This is a genomic window from Burkholderia sp. MSMB1078WGS, assembly GCF_001528895.1.
Lineage (GTDB): Bacteria > Pseudomonadota > Gammaproteobacteria > Burkholderiales > Burkholderiaceae > Burkholderia.
Window position 1 is genome coordinate 143,909 of record NZ_LPDI01000098.1, and the last position, 23,858, is coordinate 167,766.

Annotated in this window: 20 protein-coding genes; 14 read left to right on the forward strand and 6 right to left on the reverse strand. The window is 69.8% G+C overall.

Going from position 1 to position 23,858, the window contains the following annotated elements; genetic code table 11:
* Positions 1-64: 64 nt before the first annotated feature.
* The gene (locus WT24_RS25055; protein WP_060036165.1) at positions 65-1,210 is read left to right on the forward strand and encodes a glycerophosphodiester phosphodiesterase; all 1,146 of its coding nucleotides are present in this window, start codon (positions 65-67) and stop codon (positions 1,208-1,210) included.
* 70 nt (positions 1,211-1,280) lie between these two features.
* Here the strand turns inward: WT24_RS25055 and WT24_RS25060 are convergent, their stop codons facing one another.
* Both WT24_RS25060 and WT24_RS25065 read right to left on the reverse strand, forming a co-directional pair.
* Positions 1,281-2,906, reverse strand: coding sequence for a rhodanese-related sulfurtransferase (locus WT24_RS25060; protein ID WP_060036166.1), 1,626 nt, complete (start codon positions 2,904-2,906; stop codon positions 1,281-1,283).
* 105 nt (positions 2,907-3,011) lie between these two features.
* Positions 3,012-3,578, reverse strand: a complete 567-nt coding sequence (locus WT24_RS25065) for a cysteine dioxygenase (protein WP_059789422.1) — start codon at positions 3,576-3,578, stop codon at positions 3,012-3,014.
* A 17-nt stretch (positions 3,579-3,595) separates the two neighbouring features.
* Here WT24_RS25065 and WT24_RS25070 point away from each other — a divergent pair, with 17 nt between their 5' ends.
* Positions 3,596-4,570, forward strand: a complete 975-nt coding sequence (locus WT24_RS25070) for a LysR family transcriptional regulator (protein ID WP_179949391.1) — start codon at positions 3,596-3,598, stop codon at positions 4,568-4,570.
* A gap of 61 nt (positions 4,571-4,631) precedes the next feature.
* On the opposite strand, the gene WT24_RS25075 is transcribed toward WT24_RS25070, so the two are convergent.
* Positions 4,632-5,972: an acyl-CoA dehydrogenase family protein gene (locus WT24_RS25075; RefSeq protein WP_060036168.1), complete on the reverse strand. Its 1,341-nt coding sequence runs from the start codon at positions 5,970-5,972 to the stop codon at positions 4,632-4,634.
* A 246-nt stretch (positions 5,973-6,218) separates the two neighbouring features.
* Between WT24_RS25075 and WT24_RS25080 the strand changes: the two genes are divergently transcribed.
* The 8 genes from WT24_RS25080 (at position 6,219) to WT24_RS25115 (ending at position 14,313) form a co-directional block, all read left to right on the forward strand.
* Entirely contained in the window at positions 6,219-7,304 is a 1,086-nt protein-coding gene (locus tag WT24_RS25080; RefSeq protein WP_060036169.1) for an LLM class flavin-dependent oxidoreductase, read from the forward strand.
* A gap of 19 nt (positions 7,305-7,323) precedes the next feature.
* A complete protein-coding gene (locus tag WT24_RS25085) occupies positions 7,324-8,163 on the forward strand; it encodes a class II aldolase/adducin family protein (RefSeq protein ID WP_060036170.1) in 840 nt (279 codons plus the stop codon).
* 31 nt (positions 8,164-8,194) lie between these two features.
* On the forward strand, positions 8,195-9,229 hold the full coding sequence (locus WT24_RS25090; protein ID WP_060036171.1) for an ABC transporter substrate-binding protein: 1,035 nt from the start codon (positions 8,195-8,197) through the stop codon (positions 9,227-9,229).
* A gap of 4 nt (positions 9,230-9,233) precedes the next feature.
* Positions 9,234-10,331, forward strand: a complete 1,098-nt coding sequence (locus tag WT24_RS25095; protein WP_060036172.1) for an ABC transporter permease — start codon at positions 9,234-9,236, stop codon at positions 10,329-10,331.
* Positions 10,325-11,140, forward strand: a complete 816-nt coding sequence (locus WT24_RS25100) for an ABC transporter ATP-binding protein (RefSeq protein ID WP_060036173.1) — start codon at positions 10,325-10,327, stop codon at positions 11,138-11,140. Before WT24_RS25095 ends, WT24_RS25100 begins: the two co-directional genes overlap by 7 nt.
* Positions 11,141-11,190: 50 nt before the next feature.
* Positions 11,191-12,372 carry a cytochrome c gene (locus tag WT24_RS25105; protein ID WP_060036174.1) on the forward strand — a complete coding sequence of 394 codons (1,182 nt, stop codon included), beginning with the start codon at positions 11,191-11,193 and terminating at the stop codon, positions 12,370-12,372.
* A 33-nt stretch (positions 12,373-12,405) separates the two neighbouring features.
* On the forward strand, positions 12,406-13,359 hold the full coding sequence (locus tag WT24_RS25110) for an ABC transporter substrate-binding protein (RefSeq protein ID WP_060036175.1): 954 nt from the start codon (positions 12,406-12,408) through the stop codon (positions 13,357-13,359).
* A gap of 87 nt (positions 13,360-13,446) precedes the next feature.
* The gene (locus tag WT24_RS25115; RefSeq protein WP_060036176.1) at positions 13,447-14,313 is read left to right on the forward strand and encodes an MOSC domain-containing protein; all 867 of its coding nucleotides are present in this window, start codon (positions 13,447-13,449) and stop codon (positions 14,311-14,313) included.
* Positions 14,314-14,394: 81 nt separating this feature from the next.
* Here the strand turns inward: WT24_RS25115 and WT24_RS25120 are convergent, their stop codons facing one another.
* From WT24_RS25120 to WT24_RS25130, 3 genes are all read right to left on the reverse strand, one after another.
* Positions 14,395-15,816 (reverse strand): sensor histidine kinase, encoded by a 1,422-nt coding sequence (locus WT24_RS25120; protein WP_059505479.1) that lies wholly within the window; start codon positions 15,814-15,816, stop codon positions 14,395-14,397.
* A gap of 187 nt (positions 15,817-16,003) precedes the next feature.
* The gene (locus WT24_RS25125; RefSeq protein WP_059505068.1) at positions 16,004-16,684 is read right to left on the reverse strand and encodes a response regulator; all 681 of its coding nucleotides are present in this window, start codon (positions 16,682-16,684) and stop codon (positions 16,004-16,006) included.
* Positions 16,685-16,814: 130 nt separating this feature from the next.
* Positions 16,815-18,050 carry a multidrug effflux MFS transporter gene (locus WT24_RS25130; RefSeq protein WP_060036177.1) on the reverse strand — a complete coding sequence of 412 codons (1,236 nt, stop codon included), beginning with the start codon at positions 18,048-18,050 and terminating at the stop codon, positions 16,815-16,817.
* Positions 18,051-18,150: 100 nt separating this feature from the next.
* On the opposite strand from WT24_RS25130, the gene WT24_RS25135 reads away from it, so the two are divergent.
* The 4 genes from WT24_RS25135 to WT24_RS25150 all read left to right on the forward strand — a co-directional run bounded on the left by WT24_RS25135 (position 18,151) and on the right by WT24_RS25150 (position 23,850).
* Complete coding sequence (locus tag WT24_RS25135; protein WP_060036178.1) at positions 18,151-19,632, forward strand: PLP-dependent aminotransferase family protein; 1,482 nt, start codon at positions 18,151-18,153, stop codon at positions 19,630-19,632.
* A 184-nt stretch (positions 19,633-19,816) separates the two neighbouring features.
* Entirely contained in the window at positions 19,817-20,917 is a 1,101-nt protein-coding gene (locus tag WT24_RS25140; RefSeq protein WP_060036179.1) for an ABC transporter substrate-binding protein, read from the forward strand.
* A 100-nt stretch (positions 20,918-21,017) separates the two neighbouring features.
* Positions 21,018-22,790 (forward strand): iron ABC transporter permease, encoded by a 1,773-nt coding sequence (locus tag WT24_RS25145; RefSeq protein WP_059789412.1) that lies wholly within the window; start codon positions 21,018-21,020, stop codon positions 22,788-22,790.
* Positions 22,783-23,850 (forward strand): ABC transporter ATP-binding protein, encoded by a 1,068-nt coding sequence (locus tag WT24_RS25150; protein ID WP_059505058.1) that lies wholly within the window; start codon positions 22,783-22,785, stop codon positions 23,848-23,850. The genes WT24_RS25145 and WT24_RS25150 overlap by 8 nt, the downstream gene beginning before the upstream one ends.
* Positions 23,851-23,858: the final 8 nt, after the last annotated feature.

Consider the following 23,858-nt stretch of genomic DNA (forward strand, 5'->3'; position numbering starts at 1 on the left):
CGGCGCGCTGCCAGGCCGCCGGCGCGAGCGCCCTTTTCCGACTCCGTTTCGAAGGTTCATCGACATGCTCCTCAAGCGCCCGACCTCCCTGCGCTACGTCCCGTTCGCCTGTGCCGCCGCGTTCCTGCTCGCCGCGTGCGGCGGCGACGACGATCTGACGCGCGATCCCACGCAGCCGATTTCCGCGAAGGTCCAGGTGGTCGGCCATCGCGGCGCGAGCGCGCTGCGCCCCGAACACACGCTCGCGTCGTACCGCAAGGCGATCGAGGACGGCGCGGACATCATCGAGCCCGACCTCGTGGCGACGCGCGACGGCGTGCTGGTCGCGCGCCACGAGAACGAGATCTCGGGCACGACGAACGTGTCGACGCTGCCGCAGTTCGCGAGCCGCAAGGCGACCAAGACGATCGACGGCGTGCAGTTGACCGGCTGGTTCACCGAGGATTTCACGCTCGCCGAGCTGAAGACGCTGCGGGCGCGCGAGCGCATTCCGCAGGTGCGCCCCGCCAACACCGCGTACAACGACCAGTTCGAGATCCCGACCTTCGACGAGATCGTCGCGCTCGCGAAACAGATGTCCGCACAGACCGGCCGCACGATCCACCTGTATCCGGAAACCAAGCATCCGACCTACTTCCAGTCGATCGACTTGCCGCTCGAGGACCGCCTCGTCGACGCACTGCTGAAGGATCCGTACACGTCGCGCACGGCGACCGTCTATATCCAGTCGTTCGAAGTCGCGAACCTGAAGATGATCCGCAACCGGATCAAGTCGAGCCAGCCGAACTGGAAGCTCGTGCAGTTGATGGACGAAGCCGGTCAGCGCCCGTACGACTTCGTGAAGGCGAACGACAAGCGCACCTACGGCGACCTGTCGACGCGCGACGGCATGCGCGAAATCGCGACCTATGCGAACGGCGTCGGGCCGTACAAGACGTCGATCATCGCGGTCGCCGCGGACGGCACGCTGCAGCAGCCGACGCCGTACGTGCGCTACGCGCACGAGGCCGGCCTCGTCGTGCATCCGTACACGTTCCGCCCGGAGAACAACTTCCTGCCCGCGTCGCTGAAGGACGGCGGCACGCCGGCCACGCGCAACACGGCCGGCTCGGTGCGCGAGATCCAGGCGTACCTGCGCGCGGGCATCGACGGCTTCTTCACCGACGATCCGGCCGTCGGCCGCACGGCCGTCGATACGTTCGCGCGCTGATACGAAGCGCCCACCCGCATCGCGACCGGGCGCCGCGCACGACGCGCCGCGCCCGGTTGCGCCGCGTCGCTCAGATCACGTTGAAGTGGTGCGTGCCGTCCCGCTTCAACTGGTCGACCAGCCCGTATTCCCAGTCGAGATACGCCTGCATCGCCGCCGCCGCGTTGTCGGTGCCTTCGTACGGGCGCCGGTAGCGGTCGACGCGCGGCGACGCGAGATGGGTCTCGCCGCTCTCCAGCGGCAGCCCGGCGTCGATCCATGCGGCCGTGCCGCCGGTCAGCACCCGGATGTCGGCCGACGCCGGCAGCAGCGCGCGGGCGTCGTGCGCCGCGAACCGCGCCAGCAGACTCGATCCGCACGTGAACACGTAACGCTTCGCGGGCGGAATCGCCGCCAGCGCGTCGCGCAACTGCGCGCGCACGGCGAACCACGCGCCCGGAATATGACGCTTCACGTAGTTCGCGCTGGCCGTCACGTCGACGATCGCGAGTTCGCCCGGCGCGGCCTCCTTCAGCCAGCCCGCGAGCGTCGCGGGCGACACGTCGGTCGCGGGCGGCGGCGCCGGCACGTCGCGCGGCGGCTGGCCGCGCTCGACGAATGCCGCGGCGCCGGCCGGTTCGACGACGCGCACGTTCCAGCCCATCTGCGCGAGCCACGACGCGGTCATGTCCGCGCGCACGCCGTCGTCGTCGGCCAGCACGATCCGCGCGCCGCGCACGGCCGCGTGATGATCGGTCTCCTGCACGAGCTGGCCGCCCGGCGTGCTCAGGAAGCCCGGCAGGTGGCCGGCTTCGTATTCCTCCGGCGTGCGCACGTCGAAGCGGTACAGCGTGCGGCCCGGTTCGTCGAGCGCCGCGACGTCGGCCAGCGCGATGCGCGGCACGCCGGCGCGCTCGGCCACCGCGCGGGCGGCCCGACGCGCTTCGGCGCGCTGCGTCGCGTCGATCTCGTCCGGAAAACGGCGCGCCGCACCGTGCTCGAGCGTCTGGCCGGCCAGCGTCCAGCCGATCGTGCCGTTGCGCAGCGCGGCGACCGGATTCGGTAGCCCCGCGTTGACGAGCGACTGCGTGCCGATGATGCTGCGCGTGCGGCCCGCGCAGTTGACGATCACCTGCGTCCGCGGGTCGGGCGCGAGCGCGCGCACGCGCAGCACGAGTTCCGCGCCCGGCACGCTCGTCGACGTCGGGATGTTCATCGTCTGGTACTCGTCGAAGCGGCGCGCGTCGACGATCACGACATCGGCTTTCGCGTCGATCAGCGCCTGCACCTCCTGCGCGGACAGCGACGGCGTATGACGCTCGGCCTCGACCCATTCGCCGAACGACTTGCTCGGCACGTTCACGTCGATGAACAGTTCGCCGCCCGCCGCGACCCAGCCCGCGAGGCCGCCGTCGAGCAGCCGCACGTCGGTGTAGCCGAGCCGCGCGAGCGTCGCGGCCGCGCGCGGCGCGAGATCCTCGCCGCCGGCTTCGCCGAACACGACGATCGGCGTGTCGCGGCGGGGAATCCGCGTCCACGCGTCGAGTTCGAGCTTCGACAACGGAAAGTTGGCAGCCCACAGCGGATGGCCCTGTGCGTACGGATCTTCCTCGCGTACGTCGATCAGCGCGATCTCGTCGCGGGCCAGCAGGCGCGCGCGTACGTCCTGGTACGACGCGACGGGAAAGCGGAAGGTGGAATCGGCGGATGGCGTCACGATGTCTCTGTGTCGAATACGTTGAAGTCAGTGAAGAAAGCGGAACGGATCGAGCCTGGCCCTGCCGGCGCGCACCCGCACCGGGCCGCGCGAGCGGGCTTCGCGTCAGGCATTCGAATAGCCCGACACGAACGGCTTCACGGTACCGTCGTCCAGGTACACCGCGCGCTCGACCTTGCCGATGTTCGCGCCGTACACGTGGATGCTGATCGATACGCGGTCGGCGAACGCGTTGGTCACGCGATGTACGTCGCCGATGCGCGGCGACACGGCCTCGACCTCGCCCGGCCGGAGCCGCACGGCGTCGCCCGCGGGCACCGGCTTGCCGGCCGCGTCGAACCGGTACGGCTGCGAGAACTCGCCGCCGCGCAGCATCCCGATCAGCCCCCACACCGTGTGGTCGTGGATCGGCGTCGTCTGGCCGGGCCCCCACACGAAGCTGACGATCGAGAAGCGCTCGTCCGGGTCGAGATGCAGCAAGTACTGCCGGTAGCGCTCGGGATCGGGCTGCGCGAACGCGTCGGGCAACCAGTCGTCGTGTTCGACGAGCGCGGCGAGCAGCGCGCCGCCCTCGTCGAGTATGCGCGCCTCGTCCGCGCCGGACGCGAGCAGCGCATCCAGACCCTCGACGAACGGACGCAGCGGCGTCTGCTGCAACGAAAGCGTACTCATCGGCCGTCTCCTCGAATATGATGCCGAATATGATGGATCGTCATGATGCACCGGAAAGACCATGCAGAACAAACATGAAAATTAGCGATATCGACGCTTTTGCAGCGGTCGTCCGCTGCCAGACCCTGAGCCAGGCCGCGGCCGAGCTCGGGATGACGCAGCCCGCGATCACGCGGCGCGTCCAGAATCTCGAGGAAGCGCTCGGCGTGACGCTGCTCGACCGCAACACGAAGCCGCCGCGCCCGACCGACATCGGCCGGCAGGTGTTCGAGCAATGTCGCGCGATCCTGCGCGAGGTCGACGCGCTGCGCGAACTGACGGCAGGCGAGCAGCCGCCCGCAGGCGAATTCCGGATCGGGCTCACGCAAGGGCTGGGCGAGCTGATGCTGCCGGCGCTCATCGCGGACCTCGCCGCGCAGTGGCCCGCACTCGCGACGCACGTCACGACCGCATGGGGCGGCCAGCTCGTCGAACGCATCGCGCGCCGCGAACTCGATGCGGCGCTGGTCTTCCTCGCGCGCGAAATGGTGCTGCCGGCGCAGGCCGAAGGCGTTCGGTTGCTGGCGACGCGGCTCGTCGCGGTCGGCCGCAAGGGCGACTGGCCGCGCCGCAGCTATCGGCTCGCCGATTGCCACGCGCGCGGCTGGGTGCTCAATCCGGACGGCTGCGGCTTTCGTGCGGGCTTGCGGCGTGCGCTCGACGCGCAAGGCCTGCCGATGCCGGTCACGCTCGATGCGTACGGCCGCGATCTGCAACTGCAAAGCGTTGCAAACGGCGTCGGCCTCGGATTGATGCCGCTGCCGCTCGTCGAACGCAGCCCGTTGCGCGACGCGCTCGACATCGTGCCGCTCGCCGATTTCAAGCCGCAGATCGACCTGTGGCTGCTGCGCCGGCACGATGCGGCCCGCTTCGATGCGCCGCTCGCGGCCGTCGCCGCGCATGCGCGCACGGCATTCGCGCTGCCCGAGCAATCGCACGACAAGGCCGCGTGACGCGGCCGCGCGGCGCCCGCGTCGCGTCGCGCCGTCGCCCCGCGCGGCAACCCGCACCGGCTCACGCATCATGTCGGCCGCGTTCGCCCCCGTTGCGTGACGTGGCGTCCGCGTCCGCGTTCGCTCCCCCGCGCGTCGCCGCATCGAGCACCGCCCGCCCCGCCGCCACCGCGATCGCATCGTCCTGCGGCGTATGCACGCGACTGCACAGCACGTCGCGATAGTGGCGTTCGAGCGGATTGCCGCGGCTCAGCCCGTGATTGCCCGACAGCTTCAGCGCCTGCTCGACCGTCCGGATCGCCTGCTCGGTCACGGTGCGCTTGACGAGGCCGCTGGTCGTCGCCGAAGGCGCGTTGCCCGCATCGGTACGCGCGATGTGATCGTCGAGCAGCACGCGATTCGTGTGCAGCCAGCCCTCGATTTCGCCGACCGCTTCCTGTACGCGCGGCAGCGTCGCGAGCGGTGCGCCGAGCCCGCTCGGGGCGCGCGTCGTCGCGAATTCGACCAGCCAGTCGCGCGACGCGCGCGCCACCGCGTCGTACAGGCTGCCGAGCAGCGCGACCATCCACGCCTGCTGGTCCGCCTGCGCGTCGGCGTCCGCGTGGGTGGCAGCCGACACGGCCCATGCGTCCGGCGCGCGCACGTCGACCGCGTGATCGGCCGGCAGCGGCACGTCGTCGAATACGACTTCATGGCTTCCGGATGCGCGCAGGCCGAGGTGATTCCAGCTTTCGATCACGCGGATGCGATCGCCGTCGGTATCGCGGTCGCGCGGCACGAGAAACACGCCGACGCGCGGTGCCGGTTCGTCGGTGCGCGCCCACACGGCCAGCCAGCGCAGCGCCGGAATCCCGGTGCTGTAGAGCTTGTGGCCCGACAGCCGCCAGCCGTCGGCAACGCGGCGCGCAACGGTCGCCGGCAGCCCGCCGCGCGACGGCGAACCGAGCGCGGGCTCGACGCGCAACGCATTGATCAACGCACCGTGCTCGACCGCGCTGTCGAACACCGCGCGCCGCACCTGGGCCGGCCAGCGGTTGTCGGCGCGGCCGAGCGCGCGATGCTGCAGATACGTCATCGTCAGCACCAGCGCGGTCGCCGGATCGGCCCGCGCGACGGCGGCGACGATCCGGCTCGCCCGCGCAAGCGTCGCCCCGGCGCCGCCATGCTCGCGCGGCACGACCTGCGCGATCAGCCCGGCACGATGCAGCCGCGCGAAATTCTCGTGCGGAAAGCGGCCTTCGACGTCGTTGCGGGCCGCATCGGCGGCGAGTTCGGGGGTGAGGCGCTCGAGCAGCGCGGCAACGCGCGCGTCGCTCGTCTCGTCGGCGGCTTCGGCGGCGGCAAGCAGGACGTGCAGTGCAGGCTGCCGTGACGGCGAGGAAGCGGCAAGGCTGGCGGACATCGAAACGGATTCCCTGGGTAGTTCGAACACGGCGGCGTAAAACGACAGCGGCGGCAAAGCCTGCGCCAACGCGCGCCCCATCATTCGCGAGCCCACAGCGTATGCGCAACGCATGCGGCCCCAAACCATGCAAATCTGATATTCAAATCGGGATTGATTATTTCCATTCCGCATGATCCCGGCGTTAACCTGCGCTCCATTCCTGCCCGGCCGCGCGCCGGGAACGTCCCTGCACCGGAGACCCAGATGAGCGTCGAATTCATCGGCATGATCCAGAGCCAGAAGCAGTCGGAAATCCACCCGGCGTCCGGCCCGGCGGTCGATCCCGACTATGTGCGCGACTTTGCCCGCGCCCACGAAACGGCCGGCTTCGACCGGATTCTCGTGCCGCACCATTCGACCGGCCCGTCGGCGACGCTGACGATCGCGTTCGCGGCGGCCGCGACCGAGCGCATTCATTTCATGCTCGCGCATCGCCCGGGCTTCACCGCGCCGACGCTCGCCGCGCGGCAGATCGCGACGCTCGACCAGTTCAGCCGCGGCCGGCTCGCCGTGCACTTCATCTCCGGCGGCTCGGACAGCGAGCAGCAGCGCGACGGCGATTTCCTCGATCACGACGCGCGCTACGCACGCACCGACGAATACCTCGGCATCCTGCGGCGGATCTGGACGGAAACGCAGCCGTTCGATCACGACGGCGCGCATTACCGCTTCAAGCAGGGATTTTCGGAAGTGAAGCCGTTCCAGCAGCCGCACGTGCCGATCTATTTCGGCGGCGCGTCGGAAGCCGCGCTCGCGGTGGCCGGCAAGCACGCGGACGTCTATGCGCTGTGGGGCGAATCGCTCGACCAGGTGCGCGACCTGACGACGCGCGTGCGTGCCGAAGCCGCGAAGCACGGCCGCCAGGTGCGCTTCTCCGTGTCGTTCCGGCCGATCCTCGCGGCGACCGAGGACGAAGCGTGGGCGCGTGCGCACCGCATCCTCGACGAAACGCGCCGGCTGCGCGAAGCGGCCGGCCTCGGCGCCGGCGGCCCGCAGCAGAGCGAAGGCGCGCGCCGCCTGCTCGCCGCGGCCGAGCGCGGCTCGCGCGTCGACAAGCGGCTGTGGACCGAGATCGCGAAGCTTACCGGCGCGCGCTCGAATTCGACGGCGCTCGTCGGCACGCCCGAACAGGTCGCCGACGCGCTGCTCGACTACTACGACCTCGGCGTGACGACCTTCCTGATCCGCGGCTTCGATCCGCTGGACGATGCGATCGACTACGGCCGCGAACTGATTCCGCGCGTGCGCAGCGCCGTCGCCACCCGCGACGCGGCGCGCCGTGCCGCCTGAGACGGAGCGATACGCGATCATGTCCGCCGTCCTTTCCTCGCCCGAGCGCACCGCATCGGGCCTCGTGCTCGCCGACACCCCGCGCCAGCATTTCTGGTTCGATCCGCCCGCGCCGCGCATCGACGTGGCCGCCGAGCGCCGCCACCGGCAGGAGCGGCTCGCGGCCGCGTTCCGCCTGTTCGCGCGCTTCGGCTTCGCGTCGGGCCTCGCCGGCCACATCACCGCGCGCGATCCGGAGTTGCCCGATCATTTCTGGGTGAACCCGCTCGGCGTGCATTTCTCGCAGATCAAGGTGTCCGACCTGCTGCTCGTCAACGCGCGCGGCGAAACCGCGATCGGCAAGCGGCCGCTGAACAAGGCCGCATTCGCGATCCATGCGGCGATCCACGAAGCCCATCCGCACGTCGTCGCCGCCGCGCACACGCACTCGACGTACGGCAAGGCGTGGTCGACGCTCGGCCGCCCGCTCGATCCGCTCACGCAGGACGCCTGCGTGTTCTACGAAGACCACGCGCTGTTCGACGACTTCACGGGGATGGTCGTCGACACCAGCGAAGGCGCACGGATCGCCGATGCACTCGCGAAGCCGGACGGCACCACGCACAAGGGCGTGATCCTGAAGAACCACGGCATCCTGACGGCCGGCCCGACGGTCGAGGCCGCCGCATGGTGGTACATCGCGCTCGACAACGCCGCGCACACGCAGTTGCTGGCTGAAGCGGCCGGCACGCCGCAGCCGATCGATCACGAAACCGCGCGCCACACGCACGGCCAGATCGGTGGCCCCGACGGCGCGCTGCATGCGTTCGACAGCCTGTTCGCACGCGTCGTCGCCGACGAACCCGACCTGCTCGACTGACCCGTTCTCGCGCCACACCGGAGACCAGACCATGACCGAAACCACCGCACCCATACCCGCCGACGCGCACGACGACCAACGCCGCCGGCTGCTGCGCGCGGCCGGCGCCGCCGCGCTCGCCGTGCCGGCGATCACGCTCGGCCGCAAGGCCTGGTCCGCGCCGCCGCTGAAGAAACTCACGTTCGCGTGGAACCAGAACGCGTTCTGCCTGACGCCGATCGTCGTCGCGCAGGAGCGCGGCTTCTTCGAGAAAAACGGGCTGAAAGTCGAGCTGATCAACTACAGCGGCTCGACCGACCAGTTGCTCGAATCGATCGCAACCGGCAAGGCCGATGCGGCGGTCGGGATGATCCACCGCTGGCTGAAGCCGCTCGAAGCCGGCTTCGACGTGAAGATCATCGGCAGCTCGCACGGCGGCTGCGTGCGGCTGCTCGGCGCGAAGGCGGCCGGCGTCACGACGTTGCAGGCGCTCAAGGGCAAGACGGTCGGCGTCAGCGATCTCGCCGCGCCCGGCAAGCACTTCTTCTCGATCCTGCTCGCGAAGAACGGCATCGATCCCGAACGCGACGTCACGTGGCGGCAGTATCCGGCCGACCTGCTCGGCGTCGCGGTCGACAAGGGCGAAATCCATGCGATCGCCGACGGCGACCCGAATCTCTACCTGCTCGAAAAGCGCAGCAACGGCGCGTATACCGAACTCGCGACCAACCTGTCCGGCGAATACGCGCGCAAGGTGTGCTGCGTGATCGGCGCGCGCGGCGACCTCGTACGCAACGACCGGCCGTCGGCCGCCGCGCTCGCGCGCTCGATCGTGCAGGCCACCGAATACACGCACGACAACCCGAACGAGGCCGCGAAGGTGTTCGCGAAGTATTCGCCGAAGATCAGCCCCGAGGATCTGCGCAAGCTGTACGCGACGCTCACCTACACGCATCACCCGACCAACGTCGACCTGCAGCAGGAAATCGCGTTCTATGCGGACGATTTCCGCCGCATCAGCGTATTGAAGAAGAGCACGGACCCGCAGCGCTTCGCGCAGCAGGTCTATGCCAACGTACTGGGGTAGCGCGATGTCGACGATCGAACATGCTTCCGCCGCATCGGCATCGGCCGGCGGCGCCGCCCACGCCGACGCTACCGCGCGCGCGGCCTGCACGGCCTGCACGGCCTGCGACGCCGCGCTGACCGCCGACGCCCGGCGCGAACGCATCTGGCCGACCGGGATCGCCGCCGCGCTCGCGTGGACCGCGCTCGGCGCGCTCACGCAACTGTGGCCGAACCGGATCGTCGGCTTCAGCGACTGGGCGTACACCGACACGTTCGGCACGGCCGCGTGGACGATCGCCGCGCTGCTGCTCGCCGCCGCGACGCTCGGTCATCTCGTGGCCGCGACCCGCACGCGGCTCGCGCGGGTGCGACCGGCCGGCCCGTGGCTCGTCGCACTGCCGCTCGTGCTCGCCGCGTGGGAAATCGTCACCGCGAAAACCGGCTGGCTGCCGACGCCGTTCTTCGCGCCGCCGCAGGCACTGATCGAGGTCTACGTCGACGACTGGCCGCGCCTCGCCGGCAGCGCCGGTAACACGCTGAAGCTGCTCGCGCTCGGCTTCGCGTACGGCGTCACGGTAGGTTTCGCGGTGGGCGTGTCGATCGGCTGGTCGCGCCGGATCGGCTACTGGGTGCATCCGGTGCTGCGCGTGCTCGGCCCGGTGCCGGCCACCGCGCTGCTGCCGCTCACGTTCTACTTCTTTCCGTCGAGCTATTCGGCCGCCGCGTTCCTGATCGCGCTGTCGACGGGCTTCCCGGTCGCCGTCCTCACGTGGTCGGGCGTCGCGAGCGTCAACCGTCAGTACTACGACGTTGCGCGCACGCTCGGTGCGAACGCGCGCTTCCTCGTGCTGCGCGTCGCGATTCCGGCCGCGCTGCCGCACGTGTTCGTCGGCATTTTCATGGGGCTGAGCGCGTCGTTCACGGTGCTGGTCGTCGCCGAGATGATGGGCGTCAAGTCGGGGCTCGGCTGGTACCTGAGCTGGGCGCAGGGCTGGGCGTCGTACGTGAACATGTATGCGGCGCTGCTCGTGATGGCGCTGCTGTTTTCCGGGTTGATCGCGCTGCTGTTCGCGGTGCGCGACCGTGTGCTCGCGTGGCAGAAAGGAACCGTCAAATGGTAAGCGCCGCCGTACTCGAACCGTCCGCGGCCGCCGCGCCCGCCGTCACGACGCCGCGCGGCGCGCGCATCGACATCCGCCGCGTGAGCCATGCGTTCGACGGCCCCGGCGGCGCGCTGCCGGTGCTCGACGACGTGTCGCTGTCGGTCGCGGCCGGCGAATTCGTCGCCCTGCTCGGCCCGAGCGGCTGCGGGAAATCGACGCTGCTGCGCCTCGTCGCCGGGCTCGACGCCGCGCGGCAAGGCACGATCGCGCAGGACGGCGTGCCGATCGAGCGCCCCGATCCGTCGCGTATCGTCGTGTTCCAGGACCCGACGCTGTACCCGTGGCGGCGCGTGCGCGCGAACGTCGCGCTCGGCCTCGAAGCGCGCGGCGTGGCGCGCACCGCGCAGCATCGCGTCGACGATGCGCTCGCGCGCGTCGGGCTGCAGGACTTCGCGAACGTGTTTCCGCATCAGTTGTCGGGCGGGATGGCGCAGCGCGTCGCGCTCGCGCGCGCGCTCGTCAACGATCCGCGCCTGCTGATTCTCGACGAACCGCTCGGCAAGCTCGATTCGCTGACGCGGCTCACGATGCAGGCCGAGCTGACCGCCCTGTGGCGACGCGACGGCTTCTCCGCGCTGCTCGTCACGCACGACGTGGAAGAAGCGCTGTTCCTCGCGCAGCGCGTAATCGTGTTCGGGCCACGCCCGGCACGGATCGTCGCCGAACTGCGCGTCGACCTGCCCTACCCGCGCCATCGCGGCGACCCGCGCCTCGCCGAATTGCGCCACGACGCGCTGCGGCATCTCGGGCTCGATGCGAGCTGGTAGATGCCCGGCGCCGTTCGACGTTTGGCTGCGGCACGCCGCGGACGCGCGCGATGAACGCGCCGCCGTTCGCCGACTGGGCCATTGCGTTCCTGCAATTGCTGTATCGCGCGCAAATCGCGTTGGCGCGCGTGCTGCACGCGATCGGCCTGACCGGCGACGCCGATGGCCAGGCGGCGTGGCCGTGGGCACACCGCATCGCGCTCGAAACGCTGCGCATCGACGCGGGGCTCACGCGGCAGCTCGCGTTCGCCGGCGGCGCGACGGCGTTGGCCGTCGTGCTCGCCTGCCTCGCGCTGGCTGCGCGCAAGCGGCGTGTCGCGACGGCCATCGCCGCGCTGGCCGTCGCATGGTTCGCGCCGTGGCCGCCCGCTTCGCTGTGGCTCGCGCCTGCCGTGCCGACGAGTTTCCAGCGCGATCCCGCGCCGTTTTCGGTCGCGACCGTGATGCGCGGCGCCCACCTGTATACGCAACATTGCGCGGCCTGCCACGGCGCGGACGGACGTGGCGAAGGGCCGCTCGCGGCCACGCTCGCGCACTGGCCGCCGACCTTCGCCGGCGCGCTGCTCGCGCGTCGGCTCGACGGCGAACTGTTCTGGCGCGTACGCCACGGCACGCAGGACGCGCACGGCGCGTCGACGATGCCCGGCTTCGCGGCCACGCTCGGTCCACAGGACACATGGGCCGTGCTCGCCTACCTGAAAGCGCTGGCAGCCGGTAGCGGCGCGCGGGCGGAAGGCGCGTGGCCGGTGCCCGTCCCGCTGCCGGCACTCGACGTACGGTGCGGCGACGCCGCGCCTCAGGCGCTCGAACGCTGGCGCGACGGCCAGCGCGTGCGCGTCGTCGCGCTCGCAGCAGGCGCGACGCCACCGCCGGAAGACGCGCGCTGGCAGACCTTGCTCGTCGCCGAACCCGGCGCGTCCGTGCCGTCGTCGGTCGACTCGCGTGCGAACTGCGTCGCGACGACAACCGATGCGTGGCTCGCGTTCGCGACGATTGCCGGCGTCCCGCCCGATGCGCTCGGCGGCACGCAACTGCTTGCCGATCGACGCGGCTGGCTGCGGGCGCGTGCGTTGCCCGGCAGCGCCGGCTGGTCGGATGCCGACCTGCTGTGCCGCTCGGATGCGGTGGCCCGACCGGCCGCGCGCGCCACGGGCGGCGACGCACTGACCGCGCTGCTGCTGCGCGTCGACGCGGAACCCGTGCGCGACGTACAGGCCGGGCTTGCGCATTGAACTCACGAATCCTTCCTTCGACAGAAATTCACGATGAATCCGACTCGACGCCACTTCCTCGCCCAGGCGAGCGCCCTTGCCACGATCGCCGCCGCGCCGGCCACCCTGCGCGCGCAATCGGGCGCCCGCCCGCTGCTGCGCGCCGGCGACCAGAAAGGCGGGCTGCGTGCGCTGCTCGAAGCGGCCGGCGAATTGAACGGCCTCGCGTACGACATCGCATGGACCGAATTCCCCGCGGCCGCGCCGCTCGCCGAAGCGCTGAACGCGGCCGCCGTCGACTGCGGGCCGATCGGCGACGCGCCGGTGATCTTCGCGCTCGCATCGGGCGCCCGCATCAAGGTGATCGGCGCGAACCGCTCCGATCCGTACGGCACGGCCGTGCTCGTGCGCCCCGACGCCGCGCTCAAGGGCGCTGCCGACCTGAAGGGCAAGCGGATCGGCACCACGCGCGGCTCGATCGGCCATTTCGTGACGCTGAAGGCGCTCGATGCGGCCGGCCTGCCGCCGGATGCCGTGTCGTTCCGCTTCCTGCCGCCGGCCGACACGATGCTTGCGCTCGCAACCGGTTCGATCGACGCGTGGGCGACCTGGGAGCCCTATACCGCGCTCGCCGAAACGAGCCGCCGCGCGCGTGTGCTGGTCAACGGCCGCGGGCTGTGGTCGGGCCTCAGCTATGTCGCGGCGACCGAAGCGGCGATCGCGTCGAAACGCGACGTGCTGCGCGATTTTCTGCAGCGTGTCGTGCGTGCGCAAGCGTGGTCGTACCGGCATGCGGACGCGTATTCGGCGGCGCTTGCGCGCATCATCGGCATTCCGCCGGCCGCCGCGAAGCTGCAGTTCGAGCGGCGCGGCACGCGCTGGCTGCCGATCGACGCAGCGGTGATCGCCGAACAGCAGCGCACGGCCGACTTCTACCTGAAGGCCGGGCTGCTGCGCCAGCCGCTCGACGTGCGCACGACCTTCGATGCAGGCTTCCCGCTCGCCTGACGGGCGCGTGGCGGCGCGCAGCCGTCAAACGGCTCCGGCACGATCTGGCACAATCGCGATTCGATCACCCCGCCTTCAGCCAGCGTCATGCCAGCCATCGCCGAACTCTTCGTCTACCCGATCAAATCCTGTGCCGGCGTCGCGCTGACGCGCGCGCAACTGTTCGAAACGGGCCTCGCCTACGATCGCCACTGGCTGATCACCGATCCGCACGGGCAAATGCTCACGCAACGCACGCACCCGCGCCTCGCGCTGATCCGCCCGACACTCGACGACGATGCGCTCGTGCTGAACGCGCCGGGCATGCCGGCACTGCGCACGCCGCTCGATGGCGACGCGACGCCCGCCACGCCGAAGATGGCCGCGACCGTGTGGCGCGACACCGTCGACGCGATCGACACGGGCACCGAAACGGCCGCATGGCTCACCGAATTCCTCGGCGTGCCGACGAAGCTCGCGCGCTTCGCCGCCGACGCCCGACGCGATTGCGACCGCAAGTGGACCGGCGAGATTGATACGCATACGCAGTTCGCGGACGCTTATCCGCTGCTGGTGATCGGCCAGTCGTCGCTCGACGACCTGAACGCGCGGCTTGCCGCCAAAGGCGCGCCGGCGATCCCGATGAACCGCTTCCGGCCGAACGTCGTCGTGTCGGATCTCGATGCGTACGAAGAGGATTTCGTCGAGCACCTCGACACCGGCGGCGACACGCCGGTGCGGCTGCGGCTCGTGAAGCTGTGCACGCGCTGCCCGATGCCGACGATCGACCAGGCCACCGGCGCGCCCAATCCCGAATGGCCGCACGAGCCGACCGACACGATGCAGACCTATCGCGCGAACCCGAACTACGGCGGTGCGCTGACGTTCGGCATCAATGCGATCGTCGTCGAGGGTGCGGGCGCGTGGCTCGAAATCGGCCAGCCGGTCGAAGCGGAGATCGGCTTCGGCGACTGAGCCGGATCGCCAGGACCTGTTCCGGCCAATAACGGGCTTGCGCCGGCCCGTTCCCTGCGCGTGCCGTATCGTCGCGCGCCGTCACGCCGCGCGCGGCATCGCATCGCTCGTCGCCGCCGGCAGCCGGATCGTCACGACGAGCCCGCCGCCGCCCGCATCGGCGAGCGTCACGCTGCCCTGATGCACGCGCGCGATTTCCCGCACGATCGACAGCCCGAGCCCCGTCCCTTCGACCGTCTGCGTCTTGCTGCCGCGATGGAAGCGCTCGAACACCGCGTCGCGCTCGTCGGCCGGAATACCCGGCCCGTTGTCGATCACGTCGAGCCGCGCGTCGCCCCCGTCGCGCGAGACGCGCACCGTGATCACCGCATGGTCGCCCGCATAGCGGATCGCGTTGTCGATCAGGTTGCCGATCATCTCGCCGAGCAGGTCGGCCTGCCCGTTCACGTCGACATCGGCCTCGTGCTCGAAGCCGAGATCGATGTCGCGCGCGCGTGCGACGGGCGACCAGTCGAGCGTCACGCTGCGTGCGAGCCGGTGCAGCGGGACCGGCTTGTGCGCGACCGCATGACCGCTGTCCGAATCGAGCCGCGACAGCGACAGCAATTGCTGGACGATCTTCGCGGCCTGCCGCACCGCGCCGTTCGCGCGACGCAGGTGCACGTTCGCGCGCGGCTGTTCGTCGGGCCGCAACGCAAGCTCGACGCCCGCCTGCACGGCCGCGAGCGGCGTCTTCAGTTGATGGGCCGCATCGGCGAAGAAGCGGCGCCGCGCCACCTGCATCCGCTGCGTGCGGCCGATGTACTGGTTGATCGAATCGACGAGCGGCGCGAGTTCGCTCGGCATCGCGCCCGTGTCGAGCGGCGTCGTGTCGTCCTCGCTGCGCGCGGCAACCGTGGCCGACAGCCGGTTCAGCGGCCGCAGCCCGCGCCCGACGCCGAGCCACACGATCCCGAGCGCCAGCACGACGAGCAGCCCTTCCTGCAGCAGCGACCCGATCAGGATCTCGCGCGCGAGCGCCTGACGCGCCTCGATCGTCTCGCCAACCATCACCCACACGATGCGCGACTGCGCGGTCGGCACGTCGTGCACCGGGATGCGCAGCGCGGCCATCCGCAACTGTTCGCCGCGATACACGACGTCGTAGTAGCGCGTGACGAACGGCGCGCCGTCGCCCGCATCGCGCCCCTGCGGCAGCGGCAGGTCCGGATAGCCGGTGACCGTGCGGCCGTCGCCCTCGCGGATCAGGTAGTAGATCTTGCCGCCGTCGCTCGATTCGAGCATCTCGAGCGCGAGATACGGCAGGTCGACCTCGATCTCGCCGTCGTTGAGCCGCACGCCTTCGCGGATCGACTTCAGCGACGACGACAGCGTCCGGTCGAACGCGACGTGCGCGGCGCTCATCGCGCGCTGGTACGTGAGCCACGAGTCGAGCGCGAGCAGGCCGAGCAGCGGCAGCAGCAGCCACAGCGCGACCTGCGCGCGCAGGTTCGGGCGGGTCATCGTACCTCCCGCCGGGCCGCTCCGAGCGGCGTGGCGGCGCATTCGCGGCGCATCGCCGAGCGCAAGGCTGTCGATGCGGAGTTGGCGCCTCTGGCGCTTACTCCGGTCCCATGCAAAACCGTCGATCCGGAGTCGCGCTTCAGCGCGTACCTCCGTCCCATGCGAAACACGCGAGCAGGCGCGCAGTTCATTCGGTCCTCTGCGCCTTCGCTTCGAGCAGATAGCCGAGCCCGCGCAGCGTGACGATCGCCACGCCGCTGTTCTCCAGCTTTTTCCTCAGCCGGTACACGTAGATCTCGATCGCGTCCGCGTTGACCGATTCGTCGAGCCCGAAGATCTTCTCCGACAGCGTGTCCTTGTTGATCGCGCGGCCGTTGCGCAGGATCAGCACCTCGAGCACCGAGCGCTCGCGCGGCGTGAGCGACAGCGGCTCGCCCGCGAGATGAAAGCCGCGGTCGATACTGTCGTACGAAAGCGGCCCGCATTCGACGCGCGAATGCTCGTGGCCGAGGCTGCGCCGGATCAGCGCGCGAGCGCGCGCTTCCAGTTCGGTCAGCTCGAACGGCTTCGCGAGATAGTCGTCGGCGCCGAGATCGAGCCCCTTCACGCGATCCTCGACCGAGCCGTGCGCGGTGAGGATCAGCACCGGCACCGGGTTGCGGCGCGCACGCAGCCGCCGCAGCACCTCCAGCCCGTCGAGCTTCGGCAGGCCGAGATCGAGGATCACCAGCGCGTAATCCTGCGTGCGCAGTACGTGGTCCGCCGCCTCGCCGTCGGCCATGTGATCGACCGCGAAGCGCGCGGCGCTCAGCGCGTCGTTCAGCGACTGGGCCAGGTTCGGGTTGTCTTCGACGAGCAGCACACGCATGGGGATTCCGGTAAGGTCAGCGACAGCCCGCTACATTACATGATCCTTTCCGTCTCCACGCCTCGCGCAAACACGGGTTGCGCGATGCCGCGAACCCGCCGCCTGCGGTGCCGGCGGCCCCGTTCCGCGATCAGCGCTCGGCGGCGGGCCGGTTGCGCGCCGCGATGCGCGCATCGCCAGTCGCGCCGCGCTCGCGCAAACCGGCCACCACCGCGACGAACGCGACGCTCGCGCCGCCCGTGACGACGATCATCGGATGCGCGGTGCCGTCCGACAGCCACGCCAGCACGCCGCCGCACGCGGCGGTGATCGCCATCTGGATAAAGAAGAACAGCCCCGACGCCGTGCCGGCGATCTTCGTGTACGGCTGCATCACCGCGAACTGGCAGGCCGGAATCGCGATCCCGACCGCGATCATCACGACGAACATCGGCGCGACGAGGGCCGTCACCGAAGCCGGGGCAATCGCGCCGCCGATCCACAGCCCGGCCGCGCCGGCCAGATTGACGGCCGCCGCCGCCGCGACGACCGAATCCGCTGTCCGGCGCGCGCCGGCCCGCGCGAACGCACTCGATCCGATCAGGTAGCCGAGCACGGTCACGCCGAAGATCGCCGCATAGACCGGCCCGGACACGCCGATTTGCCGCTGGAACAGCGTCGACGATTCCGCGATGAACGGATAGTACGTGCAGTAAGCAAAGCCGATGGCGAGCGAATAGCGCAGGAACCGCCGCTCGCGCAGCAGGCCGGCATAGGTCCGCAGCAGTCCGGCGCCGGCTGGCGGCCGCGCAGCGCGCTCGCGGGTCTCGGGCAGATAGCGCAGCACCATCGCGGTCGCGATCAGCCCGGCCGCCGCCAGCCAGCCGAACACGCCGCGCCAGCCGAGCCACTCGGCGATCGCGCTGCCGGCCAGCGGCGCGACCACCGGCGACAGCGCCATGCCGGCCGAAAGATGGCCGAGCATCGTGGCCTGCGTCGCGGCCGGAAAGCGCTCGCGCACGATCACGCGGCCAATCACGGTGCCGCTGCAGCCGCCCAGCGCCTGGAACACGCGCGCGACGATCAGCGTCGAGATGCTGGTCGCCCCTGCGCAGGCGACGCTCGCGACGACGTACACGCACAGGCCGCCGAGCAGCACCGGGCGGCGGCCATAGCGGTCGGACAGCGGCCCCGACACCAGCATCGACAACGCATATCCGGCCATGTAGAGAGTCAGCGTGAGCTGCAACTGCGCATCGGTGCCGTGCAGCGCGTCCGCCATCGCGGGCAGCGACGGCAGGTACGCATCGATCGTGACGCGCGGCAGACACACGACGAGCATCAACAGGAACAGCCAGCCCCATCGGGGTAATGAACGCGTCTTCATGCGGTAAGTCCGTTTCGGTCGGATGGGTGGGTCGACAGCAATCTAAGGCGAAAGTGATATAAGCTGAAGGACCATTAAATCGACCATCGACTGGACCACTATGCCGCGAGGCAAAGCCGCGATTCCGCTGGATCTGCCACGCCCGACCGGGCTGTTGGGCGGCAGCCCGCAGTCGAAGCAGGCATGCATCGCCGACACGATTCGCGACGCAATCCTGAAGCGCCTGCTGCCCGGCGACGGCCCGCTGCCATCGAGCCGGACGCTGGCCGCGCGCTGGGATGTCGCGCGCGGCACCGTCGAAGCGGCGTACGACATCCTGTGCGCCGAGGGCTACATCGCCCGCACGCGGGGATCCGGAACGCGCGTGTGCGCGGTCGTGCCGGACAGCTATCTGCGCGCGGCCGCGCAATCGGGCGACGGCGGTCCGCGTGCGGTCCCGCTCGCCATGCCGGCCGCCGCGGCCGAGCCCGAGCCCGAGCAGGGCGTGCGTCCCGGTGTCCCGTTCGTCGCGCGGCTCGCCGACCCCGGCCTGCTGCCGATGCAGCACTGGAAGAAGGCGCTCGGCGCCAGCCTGCTTGCCGCGACCGCGGACGATCTCGGCGCGACGCCGGCACAGGGCGTCGAAAGCCTGCGCATCGAAATCGCCGCGTACCTGCGGGAATACCGCGGCATCCCGTGCGAGGCCGGCGACATCGTCATCACGACCGGCATCCGCCATTCGATCGACCTCGTCGCACGCACGCTGCTCGCGCCCGGCACGACGGTGCTGATGGAAGATCCCGGCTATGCGTCGGCGTGGCAGATCTTCACGATCGCGGGCGCGACCGTGATCGACGTGCCGGTCGATCGGGAAGGCATCGACACCGCATCGCTGGATCGCTATCCCGATGCGCGCGCCGCGTACGTGACACCGGCCCATCAGGCGCCGCTCGGCGTCACGATGTCGGTATCGCGCCGGCTCGAACTGCTCGACTGGGCGCAGCGCAACCGCGCGTGGGTCATCGAGGACGACTACGACGGAGAATTCAGCTACCAGACCGCCCCGCTCCCTGCGCTGAAAGCGCTCGACGCGTGCGATCGCGTGATCTACTGCGGGTCGTTCAACAAGACGCTGTTCTCCGGGTTGCGCATCGGCTTCATGGTCGTGCCGGCGGAACTGCGGCCGGCGCTGTCCGCCGTGTGGCATGCGACCGCCCGCTCGGTCGGCGCGGCGCCGCAACTCGCGCTGGCCCGTTTCATCGGCCACGGCGATTTCGCGAAGCACCTGCGCGCCGCCCGCCACGCGTACCGCCAGCGGCGCGACATCGTGCTCGACCAGTTGGCGAAGCATGCCGGCGGCCGGTACACGGTGTCCGGCGAGCACGCCGGCTTTCATTTCGTGCTGTGGCTGCCGCCTGGCATGGACGAAGCAGCCTGTGTCGCGCAAGCCCGCGCGGCCGGTGTCGCGTTGCAGCCGATCCGCGGCTTCTGTCGAAGCGCCCGGTGCGAAGCGGGCGTCGTCGTCGGATATGCCGCGCTGACGGCCGCGCACGCGCGGCATGGCGGCCGCCTCCTCGGACAACTGCTGGCCACGCCCGCGTAGCCCGCACGCCTCTCCCTTTCAAGCGTTGCCGCGCGCCGCAAACCCGCGGCGGCGGCCGCTTCGACCTCGGGAAATCCATGACATGAACGGCGCGATTGTGAACGGAAATGAAAGCGGGCTGAAAGTGCCGCGCAATTACCATCCGCTGCACTCGAACAACACATAAGCGTAACTGGAGGAAGACATGCCGTTTGCACCGAAGCACCTCGCCGCCGCGCTGGCGGTCGTTCTGGGCACTGCCGCCGGCAGCGCCGTCGCGCAGGTTCCGGCCGGCTACCCGGGGAACTACCAGGGCGTGATCGACGCCGCGAAGAAGGAAGGCAAGCTGATCGTCTACTCGACGACCGACACGGGCCTCGTGCGTCCGCTGATCAAGGACTTCGAAAGCCTGTACGGCGTGAAGGTCGAGTACAACGACATGAACAGCACCGAGCTGTACAACCGCTACATCAGCGAGAACGCGGCGAGCAGCACGAGCGCCGACGTGCTGTGGAGCTCGGCGATGGACCTGCAGGTCAAGCTCGTCAACGACGGCCTGATGGCGTCCTACGATTCGCCGGAAAGCCCGAACGTGCCGCAATGGGCGCAGTACCAGAAGCAGGCGTACGGCACGACGTTCGAGCCGCTCGCGATCGTCTACAACAAGCGCCTGATTCCCGAGAACGAAGTACCGACGACGCGCGCCGACCTGATCAAGCTCCTCACCACGCAAGCGGACAAGTTCAAGGGCAAGGTCACGACCTACGACATCGAGAAATCGGGCGTCGGCTTCAACTACCTGACGCAGGACGCCCACGTTAACGAGAAGGTCACGTGGGAACTCGTGAAGGCGATCGGTGCGACCGGCCCGAAGCTGCAGTCGAGCACGGGCGCGATGATGGAGCGCATCTCGTCGGGCGAGAACCTGATCGGCTACAACATCATCGGTTCGTATGCGTATGCCAAGGCGAAGAAGGACAAGTCGATCGGCTACGTGTTTCCGAAGGACTACACGCAGGTCGTGAGCCGCCTCGCCACCGTATCGAAGAAGGCGAAGAACCCGAACGCCGCGAAGCTGTGGGTCGACTACCTGCTGTCGAAGCGCGGCCAGACGCTGATCGCGAACCAGGCGAACCTGTACGCGATCCGCGCGGACGTGACCGGCGAAACGTCGGCCGCGAGCCTCATGAAGGAACTCGGCGATTCGCTGAAGCCGATCCAGATCGGCACCGGCCTGCTCGTCTATCTCGATCAGTCGAAGCGCCTCGCGTTCCTGAAGCAATGGCAGCAGGCGATCAAGCGCTGAGCCGCTGACCTCGGGCCGCCCGCCGCACGTCGCGCGGGCGCCTCCTTCCCCTTACCGACTTCCTTGAGGCGGCCATCCGGATGGCCGCAGGGGCGAACTCATGCTTTCAACCAGCACACGCGGCACGGCACCGGCCGTTCCGCCCGCCACCGGCCCGCGCGACGCGATTCCCGCGCTGCCGGTCAGCAGCCTGCAGCCGCTCGCCGGCATGCTGCGCTGGATCGTCGTCGCGGTACTGACCGTCGCGGTCGCGCTGCCGCTCGGCTTCATCCTGTTCCAGAGCCTGCTGTCCGCGCCGTTCTTCGACGCGAACAAAACGCTCGGCGTCGAAGGCTTCCGTTTCATCTTCAGCGATCCCGACTTCTGGTCGGCCGTGAAGAACTCGTTCGTCATCGCCGGCGGGATGCTGTTCATCTCGATCCCGCTCGGCGGCATCCTCGCGTTCCTGATGGTGCGCACCGACCTGCCCGGCCGCCGCTGGCTCGAACCGCTGCTGCTCACGCCGGTGTTCGTGTCGCCGATGGTGCTCGCGTTCGGCTACGTGGTCGCGGCCGGCCCGGTCGGCTTCTACTCGGTGTGGTTCAAGGAGTTGTTCGGGGTGCAGAACGTGCCCTGGAACGTCTATTCGATCTTCGCGATCACGGTGATCGTCGGCCTCACGCACGTGCCCCACGTGTACCTGTATTCGTCGGCCGCGCTGCGCAACCTCGGCTCGGACGTCGAGGAAGCCGCGCGCGTGACGGGCGCCCGCCCGTTCCGCGTCGCGCTCGACGTGAGCCTGCCGATGACGATGCCCGCGCTGCTGTTCGCCGGCGTGCTGGTGTTCTTCCTCGGCTTCGAGGTGTTCGGGCTGCCGCTCGTGCTCGGCGACCCGGAAGGCCACCTCGTGCTCGCGACTTACCTGTACAAGCTGACCAACAAGCTCGGCGTGCCGTCGTATCACCTGATGGCCGCGGTCGCCGTGTGCATCGTCGCGATCACGTTCCCGCTCGTGCTGCTGCAGCGCCGCCTGCTGAAGACCGCGAACCGCTTCGTCACCGTGAAGGGCAAGGCCGGACGCGCGACGGTGCTGCCGCTCGGCGTATGGCGCTGGGTCGCGCTCGCGATCGTCGCGCTGTGGCTGTTGCTGACCGTGATCGTGCCGATCTCGGGCATCGTGCTGCGTGCGTTCGTGACCAACTGGGGCGAAGGCGTCGCGCTCGCCGAGGTGCTGACGCTGTCGAATTTCATCGAGCTGTTCGAGCAGGACAATCTGGTGCGCGCCATCGTCAACACGCTCGGCATCGGCGTGATCGGCGGCGCGCTCGCGATCGGCTTCTACTCGCTCGTCGCGTTCGCCGGCCACCGCCGCCCCGACTGGGCGACCAGGCTGCTCGACTATCTCGTGCTGCTGCCGCGCGCGGTGCCGGGCCTGCTCGCCGGCCTCGCGTTCCTGTGGATCTTCCTGTTCGTGCCCGGCCTGCGCGAGCTGAAGAACTCGATGTGGAGCATCTGGATCGCGTACACGGTCGTGTGGCTCGCGTACGGGATGCGGCTCATCCAGAGCGCGCTGCTGCAGGTTGGCCCCGAGCTCGAGGAAGCCGGCCGCAGCGTCGGCGCGACGCGCAGCCGCGTGTCGCTCGACGTGACGCTGCCGCTCGTGCGCTTCGGCCTGCTCGCCGCCTGGCTGCTGATCTTCATGATCTTCGAGCGCGAATACTCGACCGCCGTCTACCTGCTGTCGCCCGGCACCGAAGTGATCGGCGCGCTGCTCGTGTCGCTGTGGGCGACCGGCGCCGTCGACCAGGTCGCCGCGCTCTCTGTCATCAACATCGCGATGGTCGGCGCCGGTCTCGGCGTGGCCCTGCGCTTCGGAGTGAAACTTCATGGATAAGCTCATCGTCGACGATCTGCACCTCAGCTACGGCGCCAACCCGATCCTCAAGGGCGTGTCGTTCGAACTGAAGGCCGGCGAAGTCGTGTGCCTGCTCGGCGCGTCGGGCAGCGGCAAGACCACGCTGCTGCGCGCGGTGGCCGGGCTCGAACAGCCGTCCGACGGCCGCATCCAGCTCGACGATCGCGTGTTCTTCGACGGCGCGCAACGCGTCGACCTGCCGGTCGAACAACGCTCGCTCGGCCTCGTATTCCAGTCCTACGCGCTGTGGCCGCACCGCACCGTCGCCGACAACGTCGGGTACGGCCTCAAGCTGCGGCGTGTGGCGCCGGCCGAACAGAAGCGCCGCGTGCAGACCGCACTCGACCAGCTCGGCCTCGGTCATCTCGCGGAACGCTTTCCGCATCAACTGTCGGGCGGCCAGCAGCAGCGCGTCGCGATCGCCCGCGCGCTCGTCTACAACCCGCCGGTGATCCTGCTCGACGAGCCGCTGTCGAACCTCGACGCGAAGCTGCGCGAGGAAGCGCGTGCGTGGCTGCGCGAGCTGATCGTGTCGCTCGGGCTGTCGGCCCTGTGCGTGACGCACGACCAGACCGAAGCAATGGCGATGTCCGACCGCATCCTGCTGCTGCGCAACGGCCGCATCGAGCAGGAAGGCACGCCGGCCGAGCTGTACGGCGCGCCGCGCTCGCTGTACACCGCCGAATTCATGGGCAGCAACAACCGCATCGATGCGCGCGTCGCCGCGATCGACGGCGAATGCGTGACGCTCGCGGGCGACGGCTGGGAGCTGCGCGCCGTCGCCCGCGACACGCTCGCGCCGGGTCAGGACGCTCAGGCCGTGATCCGCCTCGAACGCGTGCAGGTCGCCGACGGCCCGGGCGCGAACCGCCTGCAGGCCGACCTCGTCACGTCGATGTATCTCGGCGACCGCTGGGAATACCTGTTCCATTGCGGCGAGATGCGCCTGCGTGCGTTCGGCCATGTGCCGCGCGCGGCCGGCAAGCACTGGATCGAATTCCCGACCAACGACTGCTGGGCGTTCGCGAAAGCGGGCTGACCCGATCG

Bases quoted from the DNA above. Each gene is read 5' to 3' on its own strand.
- WT24_RS25145 (WP_059789412.1), top strand. From the start codon at position 21,018: ATGCTTTCAACCAGCACACGCGGCACGGCACCGGCCGTTCCGCCCGCC.
- WT24_RS25065 (WP_059789422.1), bottom strand. From the start codon at position 3,578: ATGAGTACGCTTTCGTTGCAGCAGACGCCGCTGCGTCCGTTCGTCGAG.
- WT24_RS25070 (WP_179949391.1), top strand. From the start codon at position 3,596: ATGATGCCGAATATGATGGATCGTCATGATGCACCGGAAAGACCATGC.
- WT24_RS25085 (WP_060036170.1), top strand. From the start codon at position 7,324: ATGTCCGCCGTCCTTTCCTCGCCCGAGCGCACCGCATCGGGCCTCGTG.
- WT24_RS25105 (WP_060036174.1), top strand. From the start codon at position 11,191: ATGAACGCGCCGCCGTTCGCCGACTGGGCCATTGCGTTCCTGCAATTG.
- WT24_RS25135 (WP_060036178.1), top strand. From the start codon at position 18,151: ATGCCGCGAGGCAAAGCCGCGATTCCGCTGGATCTGCCACGCCCGACC.
- WT24_RS25055 (WP_060036165.1), top strand. From the start codon at position 65: ATGCTCCTCAAGCGCCCGACCTCCCTGCGCTACGTCCCGTTCGCCTGT.
- WT24_RS25125 (WP_059505068.1), bottom strand. From the start codon at position 16,684: ATGCGTGTGCTGCTCGTCGAAGACAACCCGAACCTGGCCCAGTCGCTG.
- WT24_RS25110 (WP_060036175.1), top strand. From the start codon at position 12,406: ATGAATCCGACTCGACGCCACTTCCTCGCCCAGGCGAGCGCCCTTGCC.
- WT24_RS25150 (WP_059505058.1), top strand. From the start codon at position 22,783: ATGGATAAGCTCATCGTCGACGATCTGCACCTCAGCTACGGCGCCAAC.
- WT24_RS25095 (WP_060036172.1), top strand. From the start codon at position 9,234: ATGTCGACGATCGAACATGCTTCCGCCGCATCGGCATCGGCCGGCGGC.
- WT24_RS25100 (WP_060036173.1), top strand. From the start codon at position 10,325: ATGGTAAGCGCCGCCGTACTCGAACCGTCCGCGGCCGCCGCGCCCGCC.
- WT24_RS25140 (WP_060036179.1), top strand. From the start codon at position 19,817: ATGCCGTTTGCACCGAAGCACCTCGCCGCCGCGCTGGCGGTCGTTCTG.
- WT24_RS25130 (WP_060036177.1), bottom strand. From the start codon at position 18,050: ATGAAGACGCGTTCATTACCCCGATGGGGCTGGCTGTTCCTGTTGATG.
- WT24_RS25075 (WP_060036168.1), bottom strand. From the start codon at position 5,972: ATGTCCGCCAGCCTTGCCGCTTCCTCGCCGTCACGGCAGCCTGCACTG.
- WT24_RS25090 (WP_060036171.1), top strand. From the start codon at position 8,195: ATGACCGAAACCACCGCACCCATACCCGCCGACGCGCACGACGACCAA.
- WT24_RS25120 (WP_059505479.1), bottom strand. From the start codon at position 15,816: ATGACCCGCCCGAACCTGCGCGCGCAGGTCGCGCTGTGGCTGCTGCTG.
- WT24_RS25115 (WP_060036176.1), top strand. From the start codon at position 13,447: ATGCCAGCCATCGCCGAACTCTTCGTCTACCCGATCAAATCCTGTGCC.
- WT24_RS25080 (WP_060036169.1), top strand. From the start codon at position 6,219: ATGAGCGTCGAATTCATCGGCATGATCCAGAGCCAGAAGCAGTCGGAA.